The sequence below is a fragment of the Streptomyces sp. RKAG293 genome (assembly GCF_023701745.1).
Classification (GTDB): Bacteria; Actinomycetota; Actinomycetes; order Streptomycetales; family Streptomycetaceae; genus Actinacidiphila.
In genome coordinates, this window is record NZ_JAJOZB010000001.1 from 3352907 (window position 1) to 3378426 (window position 25520).

Sequence of the window (25520 nt, forward strand, 5' to 3'; positions counted from 1 at the left end):
GTTCGATAGCCCGAGTGATCCATTGCTTCGCATACACCATGGAACGGCAATATTGACGACGGATTTCGTTGTTCTGAATCTCTTGACGCGTTCTTGGCGCCCGGGGTTTGATGCCGGGGATGAAGCGGCCGTTCCGCTTCGATTTTCCCTGGACCGGAGGCGGTAAGCCCCCTCAGCACCATCCGATCGGACCCCGCATGACTGACACGCTGCGTCCTCCGCACTCCCCCATCGCGCCGCCCGTCACCCCGCCGAAGGCCCTCACCCGGTCCATCGGCGTGGTCGGCGGCACGCTGCTGACGCTGTCCTGCCTGACGCCCGCCTCGTCGCTCTTCGTCATCGTGCCGGGCCTCTTCGGGGATCTGGGTACCGGGACGGCGCTGACCATCGTGATCGCGGCCGTCCTGTGCATCGCGGTGGCCTTCTGCTACTCCGAGCTGGGCACCCTCATCCCGAGCGCGGGCGGCGAGTACGCCATGGTCGGGACGCTGATCGGCCGGCTGGCGGGCTGGGTCGTCTTCATCCTGTCGCTGATCGTGGTGATGATCGTGCCGCCGATCATCGCGCTCGGCACCGGCGAGTACCTCGAACCGATCATGCACATCAACGCCCAGTGGGCGGGCGCGGGCGTCATGCTGCTCGCCACCGTCATGGGCCTGCTCGATCTGCGGGCGAACGCCTGGATCACCGGCGTCTTCCTGGTCCTCGAGGTCATCGCGGCCGGGGTCGTCGCCGTCCTCGGCTTCTCGCACTCCTCCCGTTCTGCGTCCACGCTCATCCACCCGGTCGTCGAGGCTACGGGCGGTGCTCCGGGCAGCCCGGCCACCGCCGCCCTCACCGGCGGCGCGATCGTCGCGGGGCTGGCCGTGGCGCTCTTCGTGCTGCAGGGCTTCAGCACCGCGGTGTACCTGTCGGAGGAGATGGAGAACCCGCGCCGGAACGTCTCGCGGACCGTGCTGTGGACGCTGGGCATCGGCGCCGTGGTCGTCATCGTCCCCACCATCGCGATCACACTGGGCGCGCCCGACATGCAGACCCTGACCGAGGGCAACCTCTCGGCGATGGTGAAGGCCTGGAGCAACTCCGCCGTGGGTACGTTCGTCAGCCTGTGCATCGCGCTGGCGATCATCAACGCGGGCATCGTCATGGTCATCCAGAACTCCCGGGTGCTCTACGCCTCCGCCCGCGACCGCGCCTGGCCGCGGCCGGTCAACAAGGCGTTCTCCACCCTGAACAGCCGCTTCGGCTCCCCGTGGGTGGCCACCCTGGCGGTCGGCGTGCCGGGTGCGGCGCTCTGTTTCGCGCCGCTGGACACGCTCACCAACGTGACCGGCGTCGCGGTCGCCGGAATGTATCTGCTGGTCGCGATCGGTGCCCTCGCCTCACGGCGCGGCAGGCACAAGTCGCGGCCCGCGTGGCGGATGCCGCTGTGGCCCGTGATCCCGGCGGTCCTGATCGTGGTGATGGCCTACGTCCTGTACGTGCAGGAGATCAAGGACCTCGCGATCACCGGCGGCATCGTGGCCGTCGCCTGTCTGTACTGGCTGTTCTACCTGCGGCCCCGCCAGGACACCCGCTGGGTGATCACGGTGCCGGAGGAGCAGCTGGGCCTGGAGGACGAGCCCGCGCCCGCCACGGCGGGCTGAGAACAGCGCGATGGTGCGGCGGCGCGGCGAGGGCCGCGTCACGCCGGCTCCATCGTTGTGGCCTCCCGGGCCGGGATCTCCTCCTGGTCCGGGAGTTCGCGTATCCGGGGTACCGGCGAGGGCAGCAGCCACAGGACGCACAGCACCCCGCCGACGGTGGCGATCCACAGTGTGGGCCGCAGTCCGAGTGCCGTGCCGAGCACGCCGCCCGCGAGGGCGCCGAGCGGGCGGATGCCGTGGTTGAACATGCGGAACGCCCCGGTCACCCGGGCCCGCAGCCGGTCGGGGATGACGGCGCTCTGCAGGGAGCCGCTGGCTATGTCCAGCACCATCACCCCGAATCCGGAGATGAATTCGGCGAGGAAGAGCAGGCCGAGGACCAGCGGGGTGGGTCCGCCGGCCAGCGGCACCAGGATCAGCGGGGTGGGGAAGACCGCGAAGCCGAGGACGACCGCCGGGCCGATCCCGATCCGCCGGACGATCCGGCCGCTCAGGGCAGCGCCGATGAGTCCGCCGACCGCCCCGGCGCCGATCACCAGCCCCAGCATGCCCGCGTTCAGGCCGAGTTCACCGACCGCGTAGAGCACGACGATGGTGTGGAAGACGAAGTTGAAGAAGTTCACGGTCGCGGCGGCGGCCAGCAGCGGGCGCAGGATGCGGGAGGCCGCTATGAACCGCAGCCCGGCGGTGAAGTGCCCCTTCTCCGCCGGGGCGGCCGGTGGTTCCACCGGGGAGATGCGGGCCAGGTAGCCAGCCGAGACGAGATAGGAGACGGCGTCGACGAGCAGCGTGAGCGGCGCGGCGAGTATCTGTACCAGCAGCCCGGCCACACTCGGCCCGGCCACGAAGGAGAAGGCCCGGCTGCCGTTGACGAGCGCGTTGCCGTCCACGTACTGGCCGGGCGGCACGAGGGAGACGAAGAGCGTGGCGTTGGAGACGTCGAAGGCGACGCTGCAGGCGCCGACGGCGAAGGCGATCACATACAGATGGGTGAGGGTCAGCAGGTCCAGGGCGTAGGCGGCGGGCAGCGAGAGCATCAGCGCCGCGCGGACCAGGTCGGCGGCGATCATGATGCGCCGCCTGCTGCCCCGCCGGTCGGCCCACGCCCCCGCGGGCAGCGAGAACAGCAGGGCCGGCAGCAGACCCGCGGCGGAGAGCCAGCCCATCTGCGCGGCATCCGCGTGCAGCACCAGGACGGCCGCGAGCGGTATCGCCAGGAACGACACCTGGTCGCCGAAGAGCGAGACGGTCTGGCCGGTCCAGTACCGGCGGAACGGGCGTTCGCGCAGCAGCGCCGGCACGCGCTCGGCGACGTTCACGACTACTCCTCTGCGGGGTCGGGGTCGGGGTCGGGTTGGTGGGCGGGGTCGTCGCCGGGGGCCGGGTCGTCTGCGGCCGGATGGCCGGCAGGGGCCGCGGTGTCCCGGTCCAGGAAGGCGATCCGCAGGAAGGAGACGCGCTCCGCGCCGTCGGGACGGAGTGCGGGATCCGTGTCGCGGTCGGCGAACGTCTCCAGCAGTTCGTCCACCTTCGCGCCCAGCGCGACCAGCTCCTCCGGGGTGAGATGGAGCCATCTGTCGCCGAACTGCTCCGCCTCCTGCCAGGCGCGCGACAGTTCACGGCGGGTCTCCAGCGCCTTGGTCATCTTCTGGAAGTAGTTCTCGGCGACGGCGACGGTGAGCGCGTCCGCCGCCTCCGCCACCGCCGGGTCGTCCGAGTAGCCGGGCCAGTCCGTGAAGCGCGCCGTCGCCCGCCACGGCTTCTGCCGGCCGTGGCCGCCCTCCGCCTCCTCGACGAGTCCGAACTTGGCGAGCACCCGCAGATGGTAGGAGCAGCTGGCGACGGACTCCCCCGTCAGCTCGGCGGCCCGCGTCGCGGTGAACGGACCCTCCCGGCGCAGCAGGCCGGTGAGCATCATCCGCGTCGGGTGGGCGTAGGCCCGCAGAGCGCGCGGGTCGGTGAGCTGTATCTGCCTCTCGGTCATGATGTAAAGATACCTTTAGAAAGAAATCTTTAGAAAGAAGTCTCTACATAGCACTCCCCACCACGGTGGCCCGGAGATCGTCCACACGGTCCCCCACCACCGCGACCGACCCGTCGGTGTCCGTCCGCAGCACCGTCGCGCCCTGCGCGCGCAGCGCGGAGACCGTGCGCGGCGCCGGGTGGCCGTACGGGTTGTCCGCGCCGCAGGAGATCAGCGCCAGGCGCGGCCGGAGCCGGGCCAGCAGCACCGGGTCCTGGTACGCCGAGCCATGGTGCGCGACCTTCAGCACATCCACCCGGGGCAGCCCGGGGACGGCCGCCAGCAACTGCCGCTGAGCCGGCGGCTCCAGGTCGCCCAGCAGCAGGAACGTCAGCCCCGCCGCACGGACCAGCAGGACGACGCTGGCGTCGTTCGGACCGTTGTCCGGCAGCTCGCCCGGGGTCACGGGCGGCCAGAGCAGCTGCCACTCCAGCCCTCCCAGCCGGCGCCGCTCCCCCGCCGCCGCGCGGACCACCGGGATCCGCGCGGCGGCCGCCTGTCTGCGGACGAAGGCCGCCTGCTCGGGCGGTTCGTCCAGCGTCGTGGTCTCGATCGCGCCGACCTCGCGGCCGCGCAGCACCCCCGGCAGCCCGTCCACGTGGTCCGCGTGGAAGTGGGTCAGGATCAGCAGCGCGATCGAAGTCACCCCGAGCGACCGCAGACACCGGTCGACGAGGGCCGGCTCCGGCCCGGCGTCGATGACGACGGCCGAGCCGTCCGCTCCCGACAGCACCAGGGAATCCCCCTGGCCCACATCGCACATGACGAGCCGCCAGCCGGGCGGCGGCCAGCCCGTGATGACGCGTGGGAGCTGGACGGGCCGCAGCACGGCGAGCAGCAGCAGGAGCGCGACGGCCGCGCAGAGCCATGGGCGGGCCACCAGCCGGCGGCCCGTCGTGACCACCGCCACGGTGAGCGCGGCGAGCAGCAGGCCGCCGCCCCACCCGCCGGGCCAGCCGATCCCGGCACCGGGCAGAGCCGCGCCCCGCCGGGCGACGGCCGCGATCCAGCCGGTGGGCCACCCGGCCAGCCAGGCCAGCCACTCGGCGGCCGGCATCGCGAAGGGCGCGGCGGCCAGCGCGCCGAACCCGAGCACCGTGGCCGGCCCCACCGCCAGTTCCGCGAGCAGATTGCAGGGGATCGCGACCAGGCTCACCTGCCCGGCGATCACCACGATCACCGGGGCGCAGACCGCCTGCGCGGCAGCCGCAGCGCCCAGCGCCTCGGCCGGCCCCGGCCGCATCCCACGGCGGCGCAGAGCCGCGCTCCACCGCGGAGAGATCGTCAACAGCGCGCCGGTGGCCAGCACGGACAGCAGGAATCCGTAGGAGCGGGCGAGCCAGGGGTCGTAGAGGACGAGGAGCAGCACGGCCGCGGCCAGCGCCGGCAGCAGGGCGCGGCGGCGGCCGGTACCGATCGCCAGCAGCGTGATCAGCCCGCAGGCGGCGGCCCGCAGCACACTCGGATCGGGACGGCAGACGATGACGAACCCGACGGTGAGCAGCCCGCCGAGAACGGCGGTCGTGCGCAGCGGGATCCCGATCCGCGGGGCGAGCCCACGTCGCTCCGCGCGGATGGCGAGGCCGGGCGGACCGATGAGCAACAGCAGGACGATGGTCAGATTCGAACCGGAGACCGCTGTCAGATGCGTCAGATCCGTGGCATGGAACGCCTCGCGCAGTTCCGGACTGAGCCGCACGGTGTCCCCGACGACGAGCCCGGGGAGCAGCGCCCGCGCATCGGACGGCAGCCCGTCCGTCGCCACGCGCAGCCCCGCCCTGAGCCGCCCCGCGAAGCGCTGCGTCGTGGTGGGCGGGCCACTGACGTGCGGCGGCCCGCGCACCGACAGCACGGCGGCGTTCCGATCGCCGGGCAGGACCGGCGGTGCGATCCGTGCCGCCACGGTGACCAGGGTGGACGGCAGCAGCCCGAGCCACGGATCGGCGGACGCCGCGGGCACCCGGCCATCCGCGGGAACCTGCCCGGCCGGGCGCGCACCCGGTCCCGGCCACCGTCGCGCCGGCTTGCGCGGTGCGACCGCTTCGGCGATGACCAGGACCGGCGTGCGGACCTTCGTGGTCACCCCGTGCGCGGTGACCCGGACGGCCTCCGCCTCGACGATCACGGCGTCCGGGGCGCGGGCCGCGCCCCGGACGTGCGGGAGGGTCGGCCGCGGATCACCGGTGATCCTCAACTCGACGACGGCGTGGGCATGTTCGGCGGCCAGTGCCGGCAGCGGCCCGCGATGACCGTCGGCCGCGTGCAGGGCCGCGACGGCCGTCGCCGCGGATGCGCACAGCAGCGCGGTGGCGGTGGCCGCCGCCAGACCGGCCGCAGGCCGCCCCCGTCCGGCCGCCAGCAGCGCCGCCCCCATCACAGCGGTGACCACCGCGCACCAGGCCGCCACCTCACCCGGCATCCCCAGCGCGAGCGCCGCCGCAAACCAGGCGGCGAGGGCCGGCGGCACGAGTCGCAGATCCGCGGGCCCCTCCTGGTGCGGGTTGGACGCCCCGAGCGGTGATGCCGCCGACGCGTGCACCGCCGAACGCGCCACGGCACCCGCCGTATCCGCCCGGCGCCCCGCGCCCGCGCCGGGGCCCGCCCTGGGACCGGTCACGGCTGGACCAGGGGCTTGAGGTCGGAGAAGCGCCGGTCGCCGATGCCGGTCACATTGCGGAGCTGGTCGACGGAGGCGAAGCCGCCGTGCTGGGCGCGGTAGTCGAGGATGTGCCGCGCCAGGACCGGCCCGACACCCGGCAGGGTCTCCAACTGGGCGCTGGTCGCCGAGTTGAGGCTCACGGGACCGGCGGGGGCACCGCCGCCCGGCCCCGGGGCGGCGGGCGCGGGCGGTCCGCCGACGACGACCTGCTCACCGTCGGAGAGCACCCGGGCGAGGTTCAGCGCGCTGGTGTCCGTCCCCGGGAGCGCCCCGCCGGCCGCCGCGAGAGCATCGGCCACCCGCGACCCGGCGGGCAGCCTGAGCAGCCCGGGACGCCGTGCCTTGCCCGCGACGTCCACCGTCAGGACCGTCTTCGCCGCCCCGACCGCGGCGGGCACGTTCGGCACGGACCCGGGCGGCCCGGAGCCGTCCGTCCGGGATCCCTCCGGCCCGGAGCCCGGCGCGGACCCCGGCCCCCGCATCGGGGTCAGGGAAGCGCCGGGCGACGGCCCGTCGATCCGCGCCGGAGCCGAGACCGTCCGCGGCCGCCCGGTCCAGAAGTGCTGCACAGCGAAGCCGACGGCGACGGCCAGGACGACCAGCAGCGCGACGGCGGTCCTGAACTCCAGCCCGCAGCGCACATACAGCCAGCCGCGGAAGGCACGTAACCGCTCGGCAGGAGTCGCCCGGAACCGCGCCACGCCCTCAGGCCCCGGCACCGACGTCGAGGCCGAAGGAGCAGTGGAAGGAGCAGCCGCCGAGGCGGCGGGAGCAGCGACCGGTGACGGTGGAGGATCCGGGCGCGGGTCAGGGCGCGGGTCAGGGCGCGGGTCAGGGCGCGGGTCCGGTGGATCGAAGAGCGCGGCGGCGCGCTCCGCCACCGTCCCCTGGAGGTGCTGAACGCCCCGATTGCCCTGGAGGTGACTGCGGCGGCGGCTGATCGTGGTGAGCGCTGTGGTTCCCATGCCGCGAAACTAGGCGGAATCACCGAACGAAGATGATCACTGCCAAATCCTGTGGATAACCCATGAGTTGTGGACAACTCGCTCACTCAATGAGGTGAAATCACCGCTCCGAGCAGCCCCGGCCCCGCGTGTGCGCCGATCACCGCGCCCACCTCGCTGACCACCAGCTCGTCCAGCCCCGGCACCCGCTCCCGCAGCCGTTCGGCCAGCGCCGCCGCACGGTCGGCGGCGGCCAGGTGGTGGACCGCGATGGCCACCCGCCGGCTGCCGGCCCGTTCGACGACGATCTCCTCCAGCCGCGTGATGGCCCGGGAGGCCGTACGGACCTTCTCCAGCAGCTCGATCCTGCCGTCCACCAGCTGCAGGATCGGCTTGACCGCCAGCGCCGACCCGAACAGCGCCTGCGCCGCACCGATCCGGCCACCGCGCCGCAGATAGTCCAGGGTGTCGACGTAGAAGTACGCCAGGGTGTCCGCCGCGCGCTTCTCGGCTGCGGCCACGACCTCGTCGGCCGTCCCCCCGGACCCGGCGGTCTCGGCCGCCGCCAGGACCGTGAAACCGAGCGCCATCGCGACCATTCCGGTGTCGACGACCCGTACCGGAACGGGCGAGTCGCGCGCGGCGACCAGCGCCGCGTCATGGGTCCCGGAGAACTCCGCGGACAGATGCAGCGAGACGATGTGGTCCGCCCCCGCCTCCGCGGCGGCCCGGTAGCACGCGGCGAACTCCGCCGGGCCGGGTCGCGAGGTGGTCACCGGACGCCTGCGCTGCAGGGCTCTGGCGACCGCAGGGGCGGAGATCTCCGTGCCCTCTTCGAACGCCTCGTCGCCGATCACCACGGTCAGCGGAACGACGGTGATGCCGTGCCGGGCCAGGGCCTCCTGCGACAGGTAGGCCGTGGAATCCGTGACGATAGCGACATGCGGGGACATGTGCGGGAGGTTACCCGGGGCCCGGGCGTGGCGACAGTGCGGCCCGGGTCAAGATCGGCTGATCTGCTTGTGCGGCCCGGGTCAAGATCGGCTGATGTGCTTGGGATCGCCGGCGGGGCCGCCCGTGGGGCCACCGGCCGGCAGTGTGCTGGGCGCCCAGTGCCGCAGGGCTCCGGCCTCGATGTCGATCTGCTGCGCCAGGGCGGTCAGATCGTCGTCGGCGAACTGCCGGGCCCGGTCCTGGGCGGCCCAGCGCAGCGCGTCCGCGGAATGGGTGATCCGCTCGGTGCGCTCGGCCAGGGACGGCAGCCGGTCGGCGATCCGCGCCTTGTCCGGCTCCCGCTCCAGCACCTTCAGCTCGGTGTCCAGCACCCGCGCGTGATCGTTGAGCCGGGCGAGCAGGGCGGACGCCTCGGAGAGCGAGGCGTCCTCGGCGGAACCGGCCTCCAGCGCCCGGTAGGTGCTGTCGATGGAGGTGCGCAGATCCAGCCGGAGTTGCGCCAGCTCCCCCGCCGCCCCCATCAGCGTGTAGCGGCGGGCCTTGAGCGCGGTGTCCTCGACGACCCGGCGGGCCTGCGCGCTGCCGCGCTCCACGCCGCGCTTCACCGCTCGCACGGTCCGTACGGTGACGACGACGCCCACCGCCACGAACGACGCGAAGAGCAGCAGCAGCACAACGACGGCGATATCCACGGGTGCTCCTCCGGTCGAACGGGCGCGGGCAGCCGGGTGGGCCCACCGTCAACGGTAAACGCACCGGGCGGATCGGTGGCTCTGTACGAACCCCCAATCCGCCCGTAAGGGAAACCCCTGGTACCCGGCGCACCGCCGGACACCAGGGGTTCAGCGCACTCCGTGGCGTCAGCCGGTGACGATGTTGACCAGCTTCGGCGCCCGCACGATCACCTTGCGCACCGCGGCCCCGCCCAGCGCCGCGACCACACCCGCGTCCGCCAGTGCCAGTGCCTCCAGGTCCGCGTCGGAGATCGTCGGCGGCACCTCCAGGCGTGCCTTGACCTTGCCCTTGATCTGGACGACGCAGATCACGGCCTCGTCCTGGACCAGCGCCGGGTCCGCGACCGGGAACGGCGCGTGGACCAGCGAGCCGTCGTGGCCCAGCCTGCGCCACAGCTCCTCGGCGATGTGCGGGGCCAGCGGGGCGACCAGCAGCACCAGCGGCTCGGCGATGGCACGCGGCACCGCCCTGCCCGCCTTGGTCAGGAAGTTGTTCAGCTCGGTGACCTTGGCGATGGCGGTGTTGAAGCGCAGGCCCGCCATGTCCTGGCCGACGCCGTCGATCGCCTTGTGCAGCGCGCGCAGCGTCGCCTCGTCCGGCTCGGCGTCGGAGACGGTGACCTCACCGGTCTCCTCGTCGACGACATTGCGCCACAGCCGCTGCAGCAGCCGGTACTGGCCGACCACCGCGCGGGTGTCCCAGGGGCGCGAGACGTCCAGCGGGCCCATCGCCATCTCGTACAGGCGCAGGGTGTCCGCGCCGTACTCGGCGCAGATCTCGTCCGGGGTGACGGCGTTCTTCAGGGACTTGCCCATCTTGCCCAGCACGCGGCTGACGGGCTCGCCCTGGTGGAAGTAGGCCCCGTCGCGCTCCTCGACCTCGGTGGCCGGCACCGGGAAGCCGCGGCTGTCGCGGTAAACGAACGCCTGGATCATGCCCTGGTTGTACAGCTTGTGGAACGGCTCGGAGGACGAGATGTGCCCCAGGTCGAACAGCACCTTGGACCAGAAGCGCGCGTACAGCAGGTGCAGCACGGCGTGCTCGGCGCCGCCGACGTACAGGTCGACGCCGCCGTGCGGCTGGCCCTCGCGCGGGCCCATCCAGTACTGCTCGATCGCGGGGTCGACCAGCCGCTCGCTGTTGTTCGGGTCCAGGTAGCGCAGCTCGTACCAGCAGGAGCCGGCCCAGTTGGGCATGGTGTTGGTCTCGCGGCGGTAGCGCCGGATCCCGTTGCCGTCACCCAGGTCCAGGTCGACGTTCACCCAGTCCGCGTTGCGGGACAGCGGGGTCTCCGGGCGGGTGTCGGCGTCGTCCGGGTCGAAGGTGCGCGGCGAGTAGTCGTCGACCTCCGGCAGCTCCAGCGGCAGCATCGACTCGGGCAGCGGGTGCGCCACGCCGGCCTCGTCGTAGACGATCGGGAAGGGCTCGCCCCAGTAGCGCTGCCGGCTGAACAGCCAGTCGCGCAGCCGGAAGTTGACGGTGGCCGCACCGATACCGCGGCCGGCCAGCCACTCGGTGATCCGCGCCTTGGCGTCGGCGACGCCCAGGCCGTCCAGGGAGAACTCGTCGTTGGCGGAGTTGACCAGCTTCGCCTCGTACGAGGCGAAGGCGTCGTCCCACCCCGCCGGGTCGGTGCCGCGGCCGTCGGAGGGCTGGACGACACAGCGCATCGGCAGCTCGAAGGCGCGGGCGAAGGCGAAGTCGCGGCTGTCGTGCGCCGGGACGGCCATGATCGCGCCGGTGCCGTAGCCCATCAGCACGTAGTCGGCGATGAAGACCGGGACCTGGTCCCCGCTGACCGGGTTCACGGCGTAGGCGCCGGTGAAGACGCCGGTCTTCTCCTTGGCGTCGGCCTGCCGCTCGACGTCGGACTTGGCGGCGGCCATCTTGCGGTACGCGGCCACGGCCTCGCCCGGGGTGGCGTGCCCGCCGGTCCACACGTCGTGGGTGCCCTCGGGCCAGGCGGCCGGGACGACCGTCTCGACCAGCTCGTGCTCGGGCGCCAGCACCATGTAGGTGGCGCCGAACAGCGTGTCCTGGCGGGTCGTGAAGACGGTGATCTTCTCGTCGCCGACGGCGAAGTCGACCCGGGCGCCCTCGGAGCGGCCGATCCAGTTGCGCTGCTGCAGCTTGATGGCCTCGGGCCAGTCCAGCGGCTCCAGGTCGTCGATCAGCCGGTCCGCGTAAGCGGTGATGCGCATGTTCCACTGGCGCAGCTTGGACTTGAAGACCGGGAAGTTGCCGCGCTCGGAGCGGCCGTCCGCGGTGACCTCCTCGTTCGCCAGGACGGTGCCCAGACCCGGGCACCAGTTGACGCGCGACTCGGACGCGTACGCCAGCCGGTACTCACCCAGCAGGTCGGAGCGCTCGATGGCGGTCAGCGCGTCCCAGGCACGGCCGTCGGGGGTCGGGCGGGCGCCGGAGGCGAACTGTGCGACCAGGGTGTCGATCGGACGGGCCCGGCCCGCCTCCTCGTCGTACCAGGAGTTGAAGATCTGCAGGAAGATCCACTGGGTCCACTTGTAGTACGCCGGGTCGATCGTCTCGACCGACCGGCGCATGTCGTGGCCCAGGCCCAGCCGGCGCAGCTGGCGCCGCATGTTCTCGATGGCGTCCTCGGTGGAGGCCCGCGGGTGCGTCCCGGTGGCGACCGCGTGCTGCTCGGCGGGCAGCCCGAAGGAGTCGAAGCCCAGCGTGTGCAGCACGTTGTGGCCGGTCATCCGCTGGTGGCGGGCGTACACATCGGTGGCGATGTAGCCCAGCGGGTGGCCGACGTGCAGTCCCGAGCCCGAGGGGTACGGGAACATGTCCATGATGAATTTCTTGGGCTTGGCGGCCAGCTCAGCGTCGCCCGCCAGGTCACCGCTGGGGTTCGGCGCCTCGTAGGTGCCCGAGGCCTCCCAGAAGTCCTGCCAGCGGGCCTCGATGTCGGCGGCCAGCTGAGCGGTGTACTTGAAGGTCGGCACGGTACGGTGCGGCTCGGCTGCCTCAGTGGCGGCGGTGGTCTCGCTCATCGTCCTCGAAGCTCCATCGTGATCATGACGGGCGTACGCCGCGTCTGCTGCCTGCCTGCGGAAACGAAAAAACCCCTCGCACAGGAGGGGCCGCCGCACTGACTCGGATCGCTGTGGATCGCTGTCAGTGCGGCTTGCTAAGCAGAAGGCGTACGGCACGCATGGGGTCAGGTTACCGCAGCGCGCGAGGGGCCCGCACCGGGAATGCCCCGGTGCGGGCCCGTGCACCGGCTCAGGAGCTCAGCCCGTGCGCCGACCGTGTGGTCAGCGGTGGTTCTTCTTCGGCAGGTACGAGGTCACGTAGTCGGCACCAGGGGTACCGACGCCGGTGACGTCGTCGAAGCCGACCGTGGCGTGCAGCGACGCGTCCTTGCCGAGGCTGCGGAGCGACGTGGTCGTGCCGTCCGCCGCGTCGACCCCGTTGACGAAGTCAACGCGGACGACCGCCTGGTCACGGCCCTGGCCCAGCGGGTGGTCCGTGACGTCGTGGTAGGCCGAGGTGGCGTACCGGTCGTAGATCAGCGGGTTGGCGAAGCCGACCGGGATCCCGTGCCGCGCCTGCTGCACGAGGGCCTGGACGCCGGCGATCACCGGGGCGGCGAGCGAGGTGCCGCCGATCCGGTACTCGCTGTACGCCAGCGACCCGTCCGCGAGGGACTGGGTCTGACCGACCAGGAAGCCGGTGTTCGGGTCGGCGACCGCCGAGATGTCCGGCTCGACGCGCTGCTTCACGCCGCCGCCGTTGGCGAGGGCGAGCGAATCCGGAACGATGTTGCGCTGGTAGAACGGCTGCGCGTAGAGGTTGCTGGTGCCGCCGCCCGCGCCCGAGGTGTAGGCGCCCGGGAAGCCCGTCCAGCTGTTGCCGTCAGTCGACAGCACAGCCTTCTCGGTGCCCCATCCGGTCTCCCACTGGTACTTCTCACCCTTGCCGACGTTCAGCGAGGTGCCGCCGACCGAGGTGGCCCAGGGGGAGTTTCCGGGGGTGTCGACCTGCTTCTTACCGGTCTTGGCGACGTTGTCGCCGGAGTCACCGGAGGAGAAGTAGAAGCCGATGCCCTCGACAGCACCCTGCAGGAAGACCTGGTCGTAGGCCGCGGCCACGTCCGGGGTCTCGTTGGCCTCGACGTCGCCCCACGAGTTGGAGACGATGTCGGCGAGCCGGCCGTCGACGACCTTGTTCAGGGCGTCGAGCAGGTCGTTGTCCTGGCAGGACGCGCCACCGACGTAGACGATGTCGGCGTCGGGGGCCACGGCGTGCACGGCCTCGACGTCGAGCGTCTCCTCGCCGTACCAGCCACCCGCGTCGCAGGCCTCGGTCGAGTTGTAGTCGGCGGGCAGCACCTGGGAGAGCTGGCCCTTGCGGTACGCCTGGTCACCGTTGTTCTTGGCGTACTTCTTCGCGTCCTGGACGATGTACGGCGAGGCGTACGCGTCCGTGATCGCGACCGTGACGTTCTTACCGGTGTAGCTCTTCGCACCGTAGGCGGCGCGCAGGTCCTTGCCGGTGTAGCCCTTGATCGCGTACGGCGCCTTGGTGCCGTAGGCGGAGGGGAGCTTCTTGTTGGTGTTCGAGCCGAAGTAGCTCGAGAACGGCCCGGCGTTCTTGAACACCGCGCCGGGAGGCGGCAGCGCCTCGTCGTGCTTGGCGATCTTGGGAGCGTTGTCCAGGCCGACGACCGTGAGCACCGCGCCGTTCAGCGCCGCCGGCGCGGAGGCCGTCGTCGCCGGGGCGTGGTAAGTCTTGCCGTCCTTGGTGAAGTTGTGCAGCTGGGTGCCGAACGCCTTCTCCGCGGCCGCCACGTCACCGCTCACGGTGATGTAGTGCTGGGTGGTACCGGTCACCTTGAGGCCCGAGGACTTCAGCCAGGCGGTGACCTGGGCTATCTGGTCCTTCGTCGCACCGAACCGCGCCTGCGTCTGCGCCGCGGTCAGATACTTGCCGTAGGAAGCCGAGTTCGGGTCGGAAACCGCGGTCGCATAGGCCGTGAGGCCCTTCGCGTCCCGGCCCGCCAGGTAGACACGGGCGGTGACGCCACTGGCGTCCGCCGTGTCGCCCTTGTCCGCATTGGCGGTCGCCCACAGCGGCTTGGTGCCACTGAGCAGCTGCCTGTCGTGCGGTTGGTCGGCCTGCGCGGCAGGTGTGCCCAGCGCGAGCGCGCCGGCCATCAGCGGCAGCGCTGCGGCCACCGCCAGTCCGGCACGCGTTCTTTTGCGCTCAAATCTCATGAAACCCCCATGCGAAGCGAGTTGACGCCGATTACGGTGTCGCCGCTATGCGTACGGCTCGTACCGCAGAGCGCCACTCTTTCGCCGATAAGCTCATGTCAGGGGCATGCAATTGCCAAGAGCAGGCCAAGGAAACGCCAGCGAACGGTAAGCGCGGCGCGCCGGTCACGAGGCGCCGGAGGCAGGACCCGGCCGGCGGGAACCGTGGCCGGGCCGATGGGAACCGCGGCCCGATCGGCGGGCGCCGAAAGGGAATCCGGTACCTGAACGGACGACGTTAGCAGCGGCGGCAACGGCGCGGCCGGAGTTGTCGGAAGCCGGCCGCCGGGCTCCGCCGGCCCGCCTAGCGTCCCGGTCATGCGAATGCGCCAGCACCGCGCGCACCGGGAGCAGCGGACCCGCGGCGTCAACGACCGGGCGGGGCCCGGCTCCGCGCGCACGGTGCTCCGTATCGCCGTGGGCACCGCGACCACCGCCGGCGTCCTCACCCTGGCCTTCACCTCGGGGCCGGGAATGCGCGGATACCTCCGGTTCACCTCCGGCGTGCTCACCCTGGTGTCGCTCACCGCGACCGTCGTCTGGGGTCTGATCTCCACCGACCGCACGCTGTTGGGACCGCGTCACCGGCTGCTCGCCCAGGCCGTGCACCGCGCCACCGCCGTCGGCGCGCTCGGCTTCCTGGTGCTGCACGTCTCGGTGCAGATCTCGGTCGGACGGGTCCCGGTCTCCGGCGCGCTGCTCCCCTCCGGACTGCTGCCGTTCGGCCCGCGGGGCGGCGCGGTGCTGATCGCGCTCGGCACCCTGTCCGGCTACCTCATGGTGCTCGCCGCCGTGACGGGCGCGCTGCGCAGTGCCTTCGCGGGCCGGGGGCGGGCCGGCCGGTGGCGGGTGCTGCACTCCTGCGCGTACGTCTCCTGGTGTCTGGCGATCGTGCACGGCCTCAGGGCCGGCCGCGCCCCCGCCGGCTGGGTGGTCGCCGCGTACGCCCTGTGCCTGGTGGCCGTCGCCGCCGCCCTCGTCGTACGGCTGCGCCCGCCGCGCGACGACCGCGGTGGCGGCGGTGACCGGCGGCCTCCCGGCGCCGGCGCCGCGGCTCGCGGAGAAGGACGGACGAGAAGACGAAAAAGGCCCGACCACCGGTTCGGCGATCGGGCCTTCTGATTGTGGAGCTACGGAGAATTGAACTCCGGACCTCTTGCATGCCATGCAAGCGCTCTACCAACTGAGCTACAGCCCCGCGTTGTGCCCCGCCGGGTTCCCCCGGCGACTCGGCATACATTACACGGCCCTGGGGGTGTTTCGCCAAATCGTTTACCGGGAAGCCGGGGGCTCACCTGGAGGAACCGTTGCCCTGCTGTTCCGAGGCCGAGCCAGGTAATGTCGGGATTCCGTGCCAGGTTCACCGGCGCCCCGTGCCCCCCACCAGTCTCCCTGGAGCAGCGCACTGTGACAGCGACGCAGCTGACCGCCGACACCCGCATGATTGCGGCCAGGACGTTCATTCTGCGGCGACCGACGCTGCTCGCCGCGGCGGTCTGCCTGGTCTCCTTCGCCGGCTTCTGGATGGCGCAGCGCGCCTCCCATGTGTCGATGATCGACCTGATGGTCTACCGGGCCGAGGGCGCGACCGTGCGCAACGGCGGCGACCTGTACGACATGCGGGCCACGTACGCGAACCTCCCGACCACGTATCCACCCTTCGCCGCGCTGATGTTCATGCCGCTGACGTGGATCGGCGTGGGCGGGATGCGCGCGGTGGCGACGGTGGCGAACCTGGGCCTGCTGGTGGCGCTGGTGCATCTGTCGCTGCGGCTGACCGGGCGGCCGGTCAAGCTGCCGGCCGCGGCGGTGACGCTGGCCGTCGCGGCGGTCGCGGTGTGGTGCGAGCCGGTGTGGACGACCCTGCGGTACGGGCAGATCAACCTGCTGCTGGCCGTGCTGGTGCTGTGGGACCTGACACGGCGCGCGAGCCACCGCTGGGCCGGGTTCGGGACCGGGATCGCTGCGGGCATCAAGCTGACGCCCGCGCTGTTCGCGGTGTTGCTGGCGCTGGCCGGGGTGGCGCTGGGCTGGCGGCGGCTGCGCCGCGGCCACAGCCCCTGGAATCCGCACCTGCGGCGGGCCGCGGTGGCCGTCGTCACGTTCATCGGGACGGTGGCGATGGCCGCGGTGGCGCTGCCCCACGACTCACGGCGGTTCTGGACCGAGATGCTCTTCGCGGCGGACCGGGTCGGCTTCGGCGAGGACACCGCCAACCAGTCGCTGCGCGGGATCTTCGCCCGCGCCCTGCACACCGGCGACCCGGGCAGCGGCTGGCTGCTGGCGGCCGCCGCCGTCGGCTGCGCGGGCCTGGCCGTCGCGGTCGCGGCGCTGCTCGCCGGGGACCGGCTCCCGTACAACGTGGCCTGGGCGACGGTGGCCTGCGCGGTGACCGCGCTGCTGGTCAGCCCGATCTCCTGGTCGCACCACTGGGTGTGGGGGGTGCCGATGGTGGTCCTGCTCGCCACCGAGGCGCTGCGCCGCCGGGACGCGCTGTGGGCGGCGGGGACGGCCCTGACGGGGGCGCTGTTCTGCTCGTTCATGCTGTGGCTGGTCCCGCACGGCGCCGGGCGGTTCGAACTGGGGCAGAACGGCGGGCAGATGATGTTGTCCGCGGTCTATCCGGTGATCGGCGCCGCCTTCCTCACGGTGACCGGCACGGTGGCGTTCCAGGCCTTCCGCAACGATCCGCGCCGACGGCGGCGTTCCACGCCCGTGCTGTCGTCGCGGCGGTCGGCCGCGTACGACTACGTCAACCGCTGACCGACCCCCCTGCTTCGGCGGTCGCCCCCGTCACATCCGCCTCGTCCGTCCCACCCATGCCACGGCAGAGCAGGTTGTCCTCGACCCGGGCCAGCAGCCGGGCCAGTTCCCGGCGGTCGTCGGCCGACAGCCCCGCGACGGTGATCTCCTCCAGCTTCCGCCACGCGTCCTCGACGGGCGCGCGCAGCGCGTGGCCGTCCTCGGTCGCCTCGACGAGGACCGCGCGCCCGTCGTCGGGGTCGGGGCGGCGGGTGACCAGACCGGACTGTTCGAGGCGCTGCACCATCCTCGTCACGGTCGAGGGGTCGAGGTCCAGCAGCTTGATCAGCTCGGCCTGCCGCTGGGGTCCCGCGTCCCACAGCCGCATCATCAGCAGCTCCTGTCCCGCGTAGAGCCCGGCGCCGCGCAGCAGCCGGCCGGCGGCCATGCGGTGGGCGCGGGCGGTGCGGAACACCGCGTGGCTGATGCCGGTACGGCCGGCGGGGGCCGGCGGCGGCGTACAGGCGGGTTCTTCGGTGGCCGCGGGGCGGCTCGTCGGGGTCATGAACCCATTATGTTGGCCGGCCAAGGAATGTGCCGCGGCGCTACGCGGTTGATTGGTTGGCCGACCACATAACTTCTTGGGGAGACCCCGATGTCCAATGCCTTCGACCCCATCGACCTCGCCGGTACCCGGCTTCCCAACCGCATAGCGATGGCCCCGATGACCCGCAGCCGGGCCTACGGTCCCGGCGCCACCCCGACCCCGGCGATGGCCGAGTACTACGCCCAGCGCGCCTCGGCCGGGCTGATCATCACCGAGGGGATCCAGCCCAGTGCCGTCGGCCAGGGCTACCCCGACACCCCCGGGCTGCACAGCGCGGAGCAGATCGCCGCCTGGCGGACGGTGACCGACGCCGTGCACGCGGCGGACGGCCGGATCTTCGCCCAGCTGATGCACGCCGGCCGGATCGGCCACCCGGACCTGCTGCCGGACGGGCTCGTCCCGGTCAGCGCCTCACCGGTGGCCGCCGAGGGCCGGGTGTACACCCATGAGGGGCCGAAGGAGTTCATCGCGCCGCGTGAGCTGGACGACGCGGAGATCCGGCGGACCATCGCCGACTTCGCGACCGCCGCCCGCAACGCGATCGAGGCCGGCTTCGACGGGGTCGAGATCCACGGCGCCAACGGCTATCTGGTCCACCAGTTCCTGGCCCCCAACACCAACCGCCGCACCGACGAGTGGGGCGGCGAGGACGAGGACCGCATCCGGTTCGCCGTCGAGGTGACGCGCGCGGTGGCCGGTGCGATCGGCGCCGACCGCACCGGTCTGCGGATCTCCCCCGGAAACCCGTACAACGACATCGCCGAGCCCGAGCCGGAGGCCGTCTACAGCGCCCTGGTGCGCGCGGTGGAACCGCTCGGCCTGGCGTATCTGCACCTGGTCGAGGGGGCCGACCGCGAGCTGACACTGCGGCTGCGCAAGCAGTACGCCGGCACCCTCGTTCTCAACGTCTGGACCGAGCGGCGTCCCACCGGTCCCGACGCGCTCGCCCTCATCGAGGACGGCACCGCGGACCTGGTGTCCTACGGTGCCCTGTTCCTCGCCAACCCCGACCTGCCGCGCCGCCTCGCGGCCGGCGGCCCGTACAACACCCCCGACTCCGCCACGTTCTTCGGCGGAGACGAGCGCGGCTTCACCGACTATCCGGCGCTGGTCTGAACGGAGCGGGCGGAGCGGAACGGTTCGCGGCGAGGCGGTCGGAGCGGGGGCCGGAGCCGGAGCCAGGGGCGGACGGAAGCCGGGATGCGGGGAGGCGGTCCTGGCTCCGTCCGGCCTGGCTCATCCGGCCCGACCACGTCCCCCCGGCTCCATGCGGCGCGGCTACGCCTTGTCGCGGCGCAGCCCCAGCAGCGCCCCGACCACGGCGACGACGGTCAACGCCGCCGCGGTCACCGCGAAGGCATGGGCCGCGGGGTGCGGCCCCGCGACGTCGAGGCGGTTCAGGAACAGGGTGCCGAGGGTGGCCACGCCCACCAGCATGCCGAGCTGGGTGACGGTGGCCAGCAGCCCGCTGGCGTCGGCCGCGTCCTGCGGGGCCACCGCCCCCAGCGCGCGGGTGAGGGTCGGGCTGAACGCCGCGCCCAGCCCCGTACCGATCCCCGCCAGTCCGGCGAAGAGCGCGAACCCGCCGTGTCCGCCGCCGCGCAGCGCCAGACCGAGCACGGCGAACGAGAGGGCCGCGACGGTGAAGCCGGCCGGGGCCAGCCACCGGTGCCAGCTCGACGGCAGACGGCGCCAGTTGAGGCCGACCCCGCCGAAGAACACCGCCGCGACGGCGAAGGTGAGGCCGGTGCGCAGCGCGCTGTCCCCCAGCCCGGTCTGCAGATGCAGGGCGATGCTGAACAGGAAGCCCGCGTTGACCGCCATGGCCAGGCCGATCATCGTCGCCGCCCGCGCCATCCCCGGCGCCCGCAGCACCCGCCCGGACACCAGCGGGGCGCCGCCGCGGCGCGCCAGCCGCGACTCCAGCACCGTGAACAGCGCGAACAGGACCACGCTCAGGCCCAGGCAGATCCAGCCCCACGCCGGCCAGCCCTCCTCCTGCCCGAGTACCAGCGGCACGGTGAAGAGCGTCACCGCGGCGCCCAGCGCCAGGAGTCCCGGCAGGTCGAGCCCGCGCCGCCGTTCGGGGGCGCTGCGGACGTCGGCCGGGATCACCCGCGGCGCGACGACCAGCAGGACCAGCCCGATCGGCACGTTCACCAGGAACACCGGCCGCCAGCCGGTGCCGAACAGGTCCGCGCTGACCAGCACCCCGCCGAGCGACTGGCCGATCGCCGCGCCGGAGGCGATCACCGCCGAGTAGACACTGAGCGCCTTCGACCGTGCCTCGCCGGTGAACGTCAGCTGGATCAGGCTGAGCACCTGCGGAATCATCAGGGCCGAACCGGCGCCTTGGACGAACCGGAAACCGATCAGCTGACCCGTGGACTGGGCCAGGCCGCAGGCCAGCGACGAGGCCGTGAAGAGGGCCAGTCCTGACAGGAAGACCCGCCGGTGGCCGAGCAGATCACCGATCCGGGCGCCGGTGATCAGCAGCACGGCGTACGCGATCGTGTAGCCGGCCACGATGAGCTGCAGCCCGGCACCCGAGGCGTGCAGATCGGTACGGATGGTGGGCGCGGCGACGTTCACGATGAAGACGTCGAGCAGGGCCATGAACTGGCCCGTCAGGATGATGCCGAGCAGCAGGCCGGTGCGCGGACGCCGGTCGGCGCCGGGGATGGTCTCCTTGTCGGTGACGGGGAACGGGAGCACGGAATTCGTCATGCCCGCCAGCCTGCGCGCGGCGCGCTACTGGTAACGAGAGCCCTGTGATGCTGGTACCGGCAGCACCTGGCAAGCGCGCCCGGCCCGATGGAGGATGGGGAGATGCCCCAACGCCGCACCGAGCTGGCCGCCTTTCTCCGCAGCCGCCGCGCCCGCATCACCCCCGCGGACGTCGGCATGCCGCCGGGAATGCGGCGCCGTACCCCCGGTCTGCGGCGCGAGGAGGTCGCGCAGCTCGCCGGGGTCGGGGTCACCTGGTACACGTGGCTGGAACAGGGCCGCCCGATCAACGCCAGTGTGCAGGTACTGGACGCGGTCGGCCGGGTGCTCCAGCTCGACGTGACCGAACGCGAGCACCTCTACCGGCTGGCCGGAGTGCCGTTCGTCCGCCAGGACGTCTCCGACGCGGAGGTGGTGGGCGAGGAGGTGCAGGGCATCCTCGACGCCCTGGACCCGCTGCCCGCCGTCGTCTACAGCGCGCGCTACGACGTACAGGCCTCCAACGCCGCCTACCGCGACATCTGGCCGGCGACCGCGTTCGTCCCGCGCGCGGAACGCAATGTGCTGCTGAAGCTGTTCACCATCCCGGAGTGCTGCTCGTCGATGGTGAACAGCGACGAGGAACTGCCCCGCATGGTCGGTCAGTTGCGCGCGGCGTACGGCCGGCATGTCGGGGAGCCGGTCTGGGAGACGTTCATCGCGCGCCTGATCCACGAGAGCCCGGAGTTCGCCCAGATGTGGGCACGCGGCGACGTGGCCTCGCCGGGACCCCGGCTCAAGGTGTTCCGGCACGCGTCGGTCGGGCTGATCAACCTGACGTCGGTGTCGCTGGCGATCGACGGCATGGCCGAGCACCGGATCGTCGTCTACACCCCGGCCGACGACACGAGCCGCGCGCAGATCGAGCGGCTGCGCACCATGGACGAACCGATGATCGGCTGCCCCGCGCACCGGCGGAAGGTCTCGGAGATCGTGGCGGAACGGGAAGCGGAACGGGCGGCCGCGCGGGTGCCCGGCCGGGTGGCGGATCCGGTGGTGTCCCGCCTCTCGTAAGGGGCGGGACACCCGCACACCGGCTGCTCGCCGCACTGACCGAACCCGAGCGGGCGGCCCTCGCCGATGCCCTGCGGCACCTCTCCGAGTCCCTCGGCGACACCATCGACTGACCCGCGCCGGGCCAGCGAACGTCCGACGCCCGAGCCGCACCCCGCTGACCTGCGAAAACGCAAAGATCCCGCCCGATCGCAGTGATCGGACGGGATCCTTATTGTGGAGCTACGGAGAATTGAACTCCGGACCTCTTGCATGCCATGCAAGCGCTCTACCAACTGAGCTACAGCCCCGCCGTTTCCAGCGGCTCGCGCTGGGAACGAGAAGAAGCTTAACCGGTCTCCGGGGCAGATGCGAAATCCGCCCGGTGATCCACCGGGGAGTGGATCAGTTGTCGTCGCCGAGCACCGGTTCGGGCAGCGTGCCCGCGTTGTGCTCCAGCAGCCGCCAACCGCGCGCGCCCTCGCCCAGCACCGACCAGCAGCAGTTCGACAGACCGCCGAGGGCCTCCCAGTTGCCCGCTTCCAGCCCCAGCAGCCGGCCGATCGTGGTGCGGATCGTGCCGCCGTGGCTGACCACCACCAGGGTGCCGCCGTCGGCCAGCTTGTCGGCCTCGCCCAGCACCACGGGCGCCGCCCGGTCCGCGACCTCGGTCTCCAGCTCACCGCCGCCGCGCCGTACCGGCTCGCCGCGCTTCCAGGCGGCGTACTGCCCGCCGTGCAGCGCGACGATCTCCGTGTGGGTCAGACCCTGCCAGTCCCCCGCGTAGGTCTCGCGCAGCCCCTCGTAGTGAGTCACGCCGAGGCCGGTCACGGCGGCCAGCTCGGCGGCCGTCGCGGAGGCGCGCTGCAGGTCGGACGCGATGATCGCGGCCGGTTCGAGAGCGCCGAGCAGCCTGGCGGCACGCCGGGCCTGGGCGATACCGTCCGCGGTCAGCGGAATGTCGGTACTGCCCTGGAAGCGCTGCTCCAGGTTCCACTCGGTCTGGCCGTGCCGCCAAAGAACGATCCGGCGGCCGCGGCCCGTCGCGTGCCCGTTCAGCTCAGGTCTCCATCCGCTTCGGCGGCGTACAGCTTCGCGTGCTCCTCGCCCTTGCCGCGGGTGGCGACGGCGTCGGCGGGCAGCTCGATCTCGGGGCAGTCCTTCCAGAGCCGCTCGAGGGCGTAGAAGACACGCTCCTCGGAGTGCTGCACGTGGACCACGATGTCGATGTAGTCGAGCAGCACCCAGCGGCCGTCGCGCTCGCCCTCGCGGCGCACCGGCTTGGTGCCCAGCTCCTTGAGGAGCGCCTCTTCGATGCCGTCGACGATGCCCTTGACCTGCCGGTCGTTCGGGGCGGAGGCCACCAGGAACGCGTCGGTGATGGAGAGGACGTCGCTGACGTCATAGGCGATGATGTCGTGCGCGAGCTTGTCGGCGGCGGCCTGCGCGGCGGCCTTGATGAGCTCGATGGAGTGGTCAGTGGCGGTCACAGGTGAGGCTTTCGGGTCGAGGGCGTGTCTCTCCAGGGTCTCACGCCCCACGGACAGCCCCCGACCCGTTATCCATCAGGCCTGGTCAGGCCCCCCGAGCGGATTCCCGGCCGGTCCCGGGCCGCCGCTCAGGGGGGTGTCAGCCCTTGTAGTCCTTGCCGAGGACGACCGAGATGTCCGCATTCGCCACGACCGTTCCCTTCTTCACCGCACCCGCCGGCAACCCCAGGGTCTTGGCCACATCGGCCGCCGCCGCCTTGCGGGCGTCGTCGGCGTACACCACCTCGGAGGCCGGCTGCGACTTCGCGGCCGTACCGCCCGGCACGTAGGTGTAGGAGCCGCCGTTCAGGATCGCGGCCTGGGCCAGACCCGCCGCCTTCCTGTCGCCGGTAGCGTCCTTGATCATCACCCTGGCCTGCGCCGAGGCCCCGGCGTTCTTCACGGTGCCGCCCAGCACGTCCTTCACGACGCTCTCGGTGGCCTGTGCACTCAGCGTCCCGTTCGGCTGCACCGGCAGCAGCGCGGTGCTGTACGCGCCCGTCTTGGCCTGCTCCGCGAGCTGCGCCAGCGAGGCGCCGAGCGCGTTGATGGGCAGCGAGGGATCCGGGATCGAGTTCAGCGCGTCGACGGTCTTCGTCGCCGAGGCGGCGTCACTCGGCATCTTCGCGAGCACGGCCTGCATGACCTGACCGAAGCGGATGAGCTGCTTGGCCTGCGCCTCACCGGCGCCGCGGTGCGTGGCGTACGCGACGGCCCCCTGGCCGTTCAGCTCCTGCGCCTTGCCCTGGGTGACCAGGACCTTGCCCGCTTCCTTCCCGTTCACCGAGGTGTCGGTGTCCACGGTGATGCCGCCGAGGGACTCGACGAGGATCTCCAGATACGGGGTGTCCAGCCGCCAGCTGCCCTTGATGTCGGACCCGAGCAGCGTGTTCAGCCCCTGCCGGGTCGGCTCCTGGCCCTGGTCGATCTGCTTGCCGAGGGTGGTCGAACCGCCGTCGTCAGTACTGAGGGCGAGCGCGTTCGGCAGCAGCACCGTGGTGCCCTTGCCGGTGGTCCGGTTGCTGACCAGCAGCGCCGTGGAGGACTCCGAGCCGTCCACCGGACGCAGGTTCACCACGATCACATCGCGCTTCTGGCCGCCCGCGCCGGCCGCCGCCGTGTTCTTGCCGGGGGCGCCGAGGCCGGGGATCCGGCCGGTCTTCCAGAGGTAGCCGGTGCCGCCGACCAGCGCCACCACGACCAGCAGCACCAGGGCGATCTTGCGCTTGCGGCCGCGCCGCTTGCGCTCGTCACGGCGCTCGGTGCGGGACTCCGAGAACTTCAGCCAGTCGATGACCTCTTCCGACTCCTCGTCGTCCTCGTCGACGAAGGCGAACTGCTCGGTGCGGTAGTCCTCTCCGGCCTGCTGCTGCGGCGGAACGGCGTCGGGCCCGGGGGCCTGCGCGGGTACCGGGGCGGCCGGCGGAGCGGCGGCCGGGGCGGACGCCGCGTAGTACGGCTGAGCGGGCGGCGCGCCGTACTGCGGCTGCGGCTGCTGCTGGTACTGCGGATCCTGGTACGGCGGCTGCTGCAAGGGCTGCGGCTGCGCGTACTGGGGGTCCGGATACGGCTGCTGCTGCGGGATCCAGCCCTGCTGCTGCCCCGCGTACGTCTGCGCCGGGTCCGCGTAGTACGGGTCGGCGTACCCCGGCTGCTGCTGCGTCTGCTGCGGCGGCGGCTGCTGTTGCCCGGGCTGCTGCTCCGGCTGCTGTGCGTACGGGTCGTATCCGTACTGCTGCTGGTAGTAAGGGTCCTGGGGCGCGGGCGGGTCCTGCGGGGTGTACGGGTCCTGACCGTTCTCAGGACCTCCCTCGGCGTATTGCCAACGGGGGTTTGCGTCGTTCACGAGGACCCCTTCACTGCGATGCGTCCGCTACCCGTCGTCCCGGTAGAGCCTGCGTTTGTCGATGTAGCGCACCACCCCGTCCGGCACCAAGTACCAGACCGGATCGCCCTTGGCCACTCTCTGGCGGCAGTCCGTCGACGAGATCGCCAGCGCGGGAACCTCGACCAGCGAGACCCCGCCTTCCGGGAAGCCCGGATCCGCCAGGGTATGCCCAGGACGCGTCACCCCGATGAAATGCGCCAGCGAGAAGAGCTCCTCGGCGTTCCGCCAGGAGAAGATCTGATTGAGCGCGTCCGCACCGGTGATGAAGAAGAGGTCCGCGTCCGCGTGCTCGTCGCGCAGATCCCGCAGGGTGTCGATGGTGTACGTCTTGCCGCCGCGGTCGATGTCGCTGCGGCTCACCGAGAACTGCGGGTTGGAGGCGGTGGCGATCACCGTCATCAGATAACGGTCCTCGGGTGGCGAGACCGGTTTGTCGGCCTTCTGCCACGGCCGGCCGGTCGGCACGAAGACGACCTCGTCGAGCTGGAACAGACTCGCCACCTCACTGGCGGCGACCAGGTGACCGTGGTGGACGGGGTCGAACGTTCCGCCCATCACGCCGATCCGCTTCTTCACGTTCCCAGGCATCGCGGAGACTAGTCCCGGTTGAAGCGGGTCGTGATCCACAGCAGGAGGAGCAGCGCGAACAGCGCGCCACCGCCGGTGAGATACGGGCTGAGGCTCTCGTGGTTCCCCCCACCCGACTCCTCGGCGAGGGTGGTCAGTGCGGCAGCTGCGTATGACGTCATGGTCGG

The 25520-nt window shown here is 72.0% G+C and carries 20 protein-coding genes and 2 tRNA genes; 5 read left to right on the plus strand and 17 right to left on the minus strand.

The genetic code is table 11. From position 1 onward, the window contains the following. The first annotated feature begins 197 nt into the window (after positions 1 to 197). Positions 198 to 1646 carry an APC family permease gene (locus LNW72_RS14925; RefSeq protein ID WP_250975872.1) on the plus strand — a complete coding sequence of 483 codons (1449 nt, stop codon included), beginning with the start codon at positions 198 to 200 and terminating at the stop codon, positions 1644 to 1646. Between the two features lie 38 nt (positions 1647 to 1684). Here LNW72_RS14925 and LNW72_RS14930 read toward each other — a convergent pair whose 3' ends face one another. From LNW72_RS14930 to LNW72_RS14965, 8 genes are all read right to left on the minus strand, one after another. Continuing rightward, the gene (locus tag LNW72_RS14930; RefSeq protein WP_250975873.1) at positions 1685 to 2965 is read right to left on the minus strand and encodes an MFS transporter; all 1281 of its coding nucleotides are present in this window, start codon (positions 2963 to 2965) and stop codon (positions 1685 to 1687) included. Positions 2966 to 2967: 2 nt separating this feature from the next. After that, complete coding sequence (locus tag LNW72_RS14935) at positions 2968 to 3630, minus strand: helix-turn-helix domain-containing protein (protein WP_250975874.1); 663 nt, start codon at positions 3628 to 3630, stop codon at positions 2968 to 2970. Positions 3631 to 3673: 43 nt separating this feature from the next. Then, on the minus strand, positions 3674 to 6223 hold the full coding sequence (locus LNW72_RS14940; protein ID WP_308401947.1) for a ComEC/Rec2 family competence protein: 2550 nt from the start codon (positions 6221 to 6223) through the stop codon (positions 3674 to 3676). Between the two features lie 59 nt (positions 6224 to 6282). After that, a complete protein-coding gene (locus tag LNW72_RS14945; RefSeq protein WP_250975875.1) occupies positions 6283 to 7293 on the minus strand; it encodes a ComEA family DNA-binding protein in 1011 nt (336 codons plus the stop codon). A gap of 86 nt (positions 7294 to 7379) precedes the next feature. Then, positions 7380 to 8225, minus strand: coding sequence for a DegV family protein (locus LNW72_RS14950; protein ID WP_250975876.1), 846 nt, complete (start codon positions 8223 to 8225; stop codon positions 7380 to 7382). A gap of 81 nt (positions 8226 to 8306) precedes the next feature. Beyond that, positions 8307 to 8918 (minus strand): hypothetical protein, encoded by a 612-nt coding sequence (locus LNW72_RS14955; protein ID WP_308401948.1) that lies wholly within the window; start codon positions 8916 to 8918, stop codon positions 8307 to 8309. Positions 8919 to 9086: 168 nt separating this feature from the next. Then, the gene (gene leuS, locus LNW72_RS14960) at positions 9087 to 11975 is read right to left on the minus strand and encodes a leucine--tRNA ligase (RefSeq protein ID WP_250975877.1); all 2889 of its coding nucleotides are present in this window, start codon (positions 11973 to 11975) and stop codon (positions 9087 to 9089) included. Positions 11976 to 12239: 264 nt separating this feature from the next. Then, a complete protein-coding gene (locus tag LNW72_RS14965) occupies positions 12240 to 14201 on the minus strand; it encodes a S53 family peptidase (RefSeq protein WP_250975878.1) in 1962 nt (653 codons plus the stop codon). A gap of 357 nt (positions 14202 to 14558) precedes the next feature. Between LNW72_RS14965 and LNW72_RS41655 the strand changes: the two genes are divergently transcribed. Beyond that, on the plus strand, positions 14559 to 15362 hold the full coding sequence (locus LNW72_RS41655; protein WP_308401949.1) for a hypothetical protein: 804 nt from the start codon (positions 14559 to 14561) through the stop codon (positions 15360 to 15362). Between the two features lie 3 nt (positions 15363 to 15365). On the opposite strand, the gene LNW72_RS14975 is transcribed toward LNW72_RS41655, so the two are convergent. Beyond that, a tRNA-Ala gene (locus tag LNW72_RS14975) sits at positions 15366 to 15438 on the minus strand. Between the two features lie 209 nt (positions 15439 to 15647). Between LNW72_RS14975 and LNW72_RS14980 the strand changes: the two genes are divergently transcribed. Continuing rightward, positions 15648 to 17003: a glycosyltransferase 87 family protein gene (locus tag LNW72_RS14980; protein WP_308401950.1), complete on the plus strand. Its 1356-nt coding sequence runs from the start codon at positions 15648 to 15650 to the stop codon at positions 17001 to 17003. On the opposite strand, the gene LNW72_RS14985 is transcribed toward LNW72_RS14980, so the two are convergent. Continuing rightward, entirely contained in the window at positions 16993 to 17547 is a 555-nt protein-coding gene (locus LNW72_RS14985) for a MarR family transcriptional regulator (RefSeq protein ID WP_250975879.1), read from the minus strand. The two genes, LNW72_RS14980 and LNW72_RS14985, sit on opposite strands and share 11 nt — an antisense overlap. Positions 17548 to 17637: 90 nt before the next feature. Between LNW72_RS14985 and LNW72_RS14990 the strand changes: the two genes are divergently transcribed. Next, complete coding sequence (locus tag LNW72_RS14990; protein ID WP_250975880.1) at positions 17638 to 18705, plus strand: alkene reductase; 1068 nt, start codon at positions 17638 to 17640, stop codon at positions 18703 to 18705. A 162-nt stretch (positions 18706 to 18867) separates the two neighbouring features. Here LNW72_RS14990 and LNW72_RS14995 read toward each other — a convergent pair whose 3' ends face one another. Further along, positions 18868 to 20316 (minus strand): MFS transporter, encoded by a 1449-nt coding sequence (locus LNW72_RS14995; RefSeq protein ID WP_250975881.1) that lies wholly within the window; start codon positions 20314 to 20316, stop codon positions 18868 to 18870. Between the two features lie 102 nt (positions 20317 to 20418). Between LNW72_RS14995 and LNW72_RS15000 the strand changes: the two genes are divergently transcribed. After that, complete coding sequence (locus LNW72_RS15000; RefSeq protein WP_250975882.1) at positions 20419 to 21369, plus strand: helix-turn-helix transcriptional regulator; 951 nt, start codon at positions 20419 to 20421, stop codon at positions 21367 to 21369. 217 nt (positions 21370 to 21586) lie between these two features. On the opposite strand, the gene LNW72_RS15005 is transcribed toward LNW72_RS15000, so the two are convergent. The 6 genes from LNW72_RS15005 to LNW72_RS15030 form a co-directional block, all read right to left on the minus strand. After that, a tRNA-Ala gene (locus LNW72_RS15005) sits at positions 21587 to 21659 on the minus strand. A 94-nt stretch (positions 21660 to 21753) separates the two neighbouring features. Beyond that, a complete protein-coding gene (locus LNW72_RS15010; protein ID WP_250980161.1) occupies positions 21754 to 22407 on the minus strand; it encodes a histidine phosphatase family protein in 654 nt (217 codons plus the stop codon). Continuing rightward, a complete protein-coding gene (rsfS, locus tag LNW72_RS15015) occupies positions 22404 to 22838 on the minus strand; it encodes a ribosome silencing factor (RefSeq protein WP_138353142.1) in 435 nt (144 codons plus the stop codon). Before rsfS ends, LNW72_RS15010 begins: the two co-directional genes overlap by 4 nt. Before the next feature lie 139 nt (positions 22839 to 22977). Next, positions 22978 to 24723 carry an LCP family protein gene (locus LNW72_RS15020; RefSeq protein ID WP_250975883.1) on the minus strand — a complete coding sequence of 582 codons (1746 nt, stop codon included), beginning with the start codon at positions 24721 to 24723 and terminating at the stop codon, positions 22978 to 22980. Positions 24724 to 24750: 27 nt separating this feature from the next. After that, positions 24751 to 25353, minus strand: a complete 603-nt coding sequence (nadD, locus tag LNW72_RS15025) for a nicotinate-nucleotide adenylyltransferase (RefSeq protein WP_138353140.1) — start codon at positions 25351 to 25353, stop codon at positions 24751 to 24753. Between the two features lie 8 nt (positions 25354 to 25361). Beyond that, positions 25362 to 25514 carry a hypothetical protein gene (locus tag LNW72_RS15030; protein WP_187144878.1) on the minus strand — a complete coding sequence of 51 codons (153 nt, stop codon included), beginning with the start codon at positions 25512 to 25514 and terminating at the stop codon, positions 25362 to 25364. Between the last annotated feature and the right edge of the window lie 6 nt (positions 25515 to 25520).

Bases quoted from the DNA above. Each gene is read 5' to 3' on its own strand.
- LNW72_RS14925 (WP_250975872.1), top strand. From the start codon at position 198: ATGACTGACACGCTGCGTCCTCCGCACTCCCCCATCGCGCCGCCCGTC.
- LNW72_RS14935 (WP_250975874.1), bottom strand. From the start codon at position 3,630: ATGACCGAGAGGCAGATACAGCTCACCGACCCGCGCGCTCTGCGGGCC.
- LNW72_RS14945 (WP_250975875.1), bottom strand. From the start codon at position 7,293: ATGGGAACCACAGCGCTCACCACGATCAGCCGCCGCCGCAGTCACCTC.
- LNW72_RS14950 (WP_250975876.1), bottom strand. From the start codon at position 8,225: ATGTCCCCGCATGTCGCTATCGTCACGGATTCCACGGCCTACCTGTCG.
- leuS (WP_250975877.1), bottom strand. From the start codon at position 11,975: ATGAGCGAGACCACCGCCGCCACTGAGGCAGCCGAGCCGCACCGTACC.
- LNW72_RS14965 (WP_250975878.1), bottom strand. From the start codon at position 14,201: ATGAGATTTGAGCGCAAAAGAACGCGTGCCGGACTGGCGGTGGCCGCA.
- LNW72_RS41655 (WP_308401949.1), top strand. From the start codon at position 14,559: ATGCGAATGCGCCAGCACCGCGCGCACCGGGAGCAGCGGACCCGCGGC.
- LNW72_RS14985 (WP_250975879.1), bottom strand. From the start codon at position 17,547: ATGACCCCGACGAGCCGCCCCGCGGCCACCGAAGAACCCGCCTGTACG.
- LNW72_RS14990 (WP_250975880.1), top strand. From the start codon at position 17,638: ATGTCCAATGCCTTCGACCCCATCGACCTCGCCGGTACCCGGCTTCCC.
- LNW72_RS14995 (WP_250975881.1), bottom strand. From the start codon at position 20,316: ATGACGAATTCCGTGCTCCCGTTCCCCGTCACCGACAAGGAGACCATC.
- LNW72_RS15000 (WP_250975882.1), top strand. From the start codon at position 20,419: ATGCCCCAACGCCGCACCGAGCTGGCCGCCTTTCTCCGCAGCCGCCGC.
- nadD (WP_138353140.1), bottom strand. From the start codon at position 25,353: ATGCCTGGGAACGTGAAGAAGCGGATCGGCGTGATGGGCGGAACGTTC.
- LNW72_RS15030 (WP_187144878.1), bottom strand. From the start codon at position 25,514: ATGACGTCATACGCAGCTGCCGCACTGACCACCCTCGCCGAGGAGTCG.